2 protein-coding genes are annotated in these 3,452 nt (G+C 47.2%); both read right to left on the bottom strand.

Features of this window, described 5'->3' with window-relative positions:
* Positions 1-170: 170 nt before the first annotated feature.
* Positions 171-3,053, bottom strand: a complete 2,883-nt coding sequence (locus QME66_12965) for an AAA family ATPase (GenBank protein ID MDI6809861.1) — start codon at positions 3,051-3,053, stop codon at positions 171-173.
* Between the two features lie 153 nt (positions 3,054-3,206).
* Positions 3,207-3,452, bottom strand: a 246-nt coding sequence (locus tag QME66_12960; GenBank protein ID MDI6809860.1) for an HI0074 family nucleotidyltransferase substrate-binding subunit, incomplete at its 5' end; no start/stop codon positions are given.

Below are 3,452 nucleotides of genomic sequence, written 5' to 3'. Positions count from 1 at the left end.
TTGTTTATAAGAATCACGGCGTCCTTTGATCGCTTAGCCGTATCGATGACTTCACGGTATTTGCGTTGTAAATCACGCACAGAGAATGAAATGGGAATAGGATCGAAAGGCATACGGATTTGTCAGTTATTTTTCCAATACTTTCACGATATTGTATGTCAAATTATATGTCAAGTATTTTGTCGATTGCGCCTAGAGAGCACGAGACGGACCGCAAGATTCTCAGTGCCAGGGGCACGGGCGCCAGCGTCAACGCGCGCGGCCCCACCGTAGCCACGGTCCCCGCCAAAGAGGCCGCCGCGGTGACCGTTGTCGTACACATAGTAACCATCAAAATAAGTCAGGAGGTTCTTTTGACCGTAGTTCTGTGTCTGTGAAGCACGAGCGTATTCATCGTAGCGCATCAGGCGCAGTTCATAATCATCAGGGTTAGCTCCAAAACCCAAGAGTTGACGAACAACCGCTCTAGCTTGTGGACTCTGTGTGCGTGTCTCGTGATTGGTCCACAGAGCTTTGTTCACCTCATCTCTTGTGATGGACGTGGGGTCTTTTGTATTAAAGAGGGTCTGCAGAATCTTCTTTGTCTCTGAACTCAGGGCATCCCGTTTGTCTGTTTGATTATCATAATCAAACTCGGAGAAGTCCATGGCAAGCAGGAAGGAGTCTTGTCTGAATTGCGGGAAATGAGGTTTGGTTGGATTTGTAAAGTTGTTTGGATCATCAGAGTCAATAGTGTTTGAGAGTTGGTGTTCAACAAGCGCTTGAAAGAACCAGAAGGACTTCTCTGGAGTGTTGGGGAGATCTCTACAGTCTTGAGCCCAGGCTGTTTTAAGGGCCTGCTTGTTTACTTTGTACTTATCAGTGGTCAGAAGCGCCTTTGGAGTCGCTGTTGAGTCTGGATCTGGTGAGCCTGCTCTGAAGATGGTGACAAACCGAGGATCACGGTTGTAGATAGCGTCTATAATCGCTTGAGCCTTCTCATGCTTTTCAATCTTAAGCTCAGAGAAGCCGTACTCACGGGCTTTGACGCGATCATAGGCAAATGGAGTGCCGGATTCGGGGATAGGAGGGGTCGCAACATCATACCACTTGGTCAAATCTTCCGGTGTGATGACCTTGTGTCCATAATCACCGTCAATAAGGATCGAATTCGGATCTGTTTGTTCTGTATCAGGATTATAGAGAAGACCAAGAATAGTCGCTTCTTGTGGAAGAGTATCATCTGCCCCTTCTTTTCTAACGAGCTTTGTTCCGGACGCAAACCCACTTTCTTGCGCCACATACTCAAACAATACTTCACCTGTTTCAGTATCCAGAAAGTCTATGGTCTTAAACTTGGGTGGCGCTCCCTTCTCTTTTGGTCGCGGAACGTTTGGATTCAAGTAACCAATGTCTTTGGGAGTAAGAACGGAAAGAGGAGGTTTTGTTTGCTCATCTTTCTTTGGAGTCTCAAGAGAGAGATCAAAGAAGGAGAGATACTCCTTGACCGTCTTTTGTTCATCCTCAGGGAACTGTTCTAAATAAGTGGTGAGTTTGGAAGTGAGAAAGGTGGCAATGTGTTCTTTTCTGGCTTTGGGGTCTGCTTTGTACTGTCCAATCCAGGAGAGAACGACTCCTGCGTCAAGGACAAAGGTTGGAAGATGCCATTTGGCTCTTGGATCTGCTGGGTTCTTCTTATGAAGAACTGTGTCTTTGTGTGAGAAGGCTTGGAAGAGCTCGTGCCATGCGTTTGCAAAGCGATAGAGAAAGCCACCTGAGTGAGGGTCTGAATCTATGATGTACTCACCTGTTGGAGCATCTTTGATAAAGTTTGGTTCTAGTTCTCCTTTGGTGACACAGGTCAGACGTCCGGTTTGTGAATCAAGAAGAGACGCAAGCAGAACCTGGTAGAGCTCAGGGTTATCTTTGGACTGTTCCAGATATTCCACATTGATGACGTTTCCTGCAAACTCACGTTTGGTCTCAATGCCTGTTTCTTCGCGATCGTAGCGCTCGGAGGGAGGATTACCTGCTGCGAGGTAGAGAAAACCGGGCTGCACTTCAACGACAAGCGGCGTGCCAGGGACAGCCACTTTGCGTCCGACTCTCGCTTCTGAGACAAACTTAAGGATTTGGCGTTGAACAGAGGTAGGACGAGTGTTGAATTCATCATCAAAGAAGATTCCTCCTCCTTTTGAAGGCTCTGTATCTATGGAGGAGGACTTGCCTGTCAGAGCTCGAAGAAGTGGGCCGTACTCATAGTAGGTTCTTCCTTCTGAAATGGCAGGGGAAGCAAGCAGACGAACAAACTTCTCTTGGTCGCCTCCAACGGTGCGCTCGGGTTCTCTTGAAGCAAGCTCAAGGGAGGCGGCTCTTGCAAGAGCGGTCTTTCCAGTGCCTGTTTCACCCATGAGCGCGGCAACAGGCCTTGAGGTCAATGCTCCTGTGAGTACGTCTTGGAGAAGCTTCTTTCTAGATTTGGTCCAGACAAAGCCAGTGGTTCGCAGTTGCTGGCTGTACTGTTGGATCGTGTCGTATTCAATGAGAGCGGCAACGTCTGGATTCTTCTTTTTGAGCGTATCCAGTTTCTCCTGAAGGTCTAAGGATTTGGATTCAAGCAGGGCTCGTTTGGCTAAATGAACTGGCTTTGGATCTTGACCAGCTCTCTTGAACATCTCAGAGAGAAGAGCGATGAGGTTGTCTTGGGTGGAGGAGAGCTCTGATTCAAGATTCTTAAACTCTTCATAGGTGCCATTGATCTCGTTTCTTTCTTGTTCGTGACGGAGAAGCTCTGTTTGGAGAGTCGCAAATGTCTTTGGGTCAGACACGAGCTTTCTGTAGATGGCAAGAGAAAAAGAATGGGAAGGATCTTTAGTGAGTAGTTCGCGACGCAGTTCATTGATTCTGTCTCCTGCTCTCACTTCTGGTACTTCTGGTACTGGTACTTCTGGTACTGGTACTTCTACCACTTTCAGATCTTCTTGCAGTTGTCTTCGAAAAGCCCATGCCAGTTCTGCTTTGCCTGCCTCATTCATTTTCTCTTTAGTAAGCTGGCGCAAGTAAGCCTGTGCCATCTCATCACTCTGCTCTGGAACTTCAATACTCTCTACCTTTAGTCCCATGATGGTTGAGAGGTCAAAACGGGGACGAGTCTCTGAAGAGACCTCATCGATTGGAGGAGTTGCGTGAGTTTCAGGGGATCTAGTGGATGGATGTTCGGGCATAGTTCATTTCACCAAGCGTGAACGGTTCTTCAACGCCGTGAATAAGGAATCAAACAGCGGCACATAGTCGGATAATCGTTTATAGATAGATCTTGCCAACTTTTCATCATAAGAATGTACAGCAAGATTACGGTCTTCCAGCATACGAATCCAATCTGGGTGATCTACAACCATCTCCAATCGAAAGGCCTCTTGAAAACAGGATTTAGGGGATTGACAAATCACATTTTCATTTCGTAAAACCTTCTG

Source organism: Candidatus Eisenbacteria bacterium, from assembly GCA_030017955.1.
In the GTDB taxonomy this organism is placed as follows: domain Bacteria; phylum Eisenbacteria; class RBG-16-71-46; order JASEGR01; family JASEGR01; genus JASEGR01.
The sequence above is the reverse complement of the archived record's forward strand: the minus strand, read 5'-3'. Positions and strand labels throughout refer to the sequence as shown.

Coding starts and splice junctions, on each gene's coding strand:
- QME66_12965 (MDI6809861.1), bottom strand. CDS start 3,053: ATGGCACAGGCTTACTTGCGCCAGCTTACTAAAGAGAAAATGAATGAG.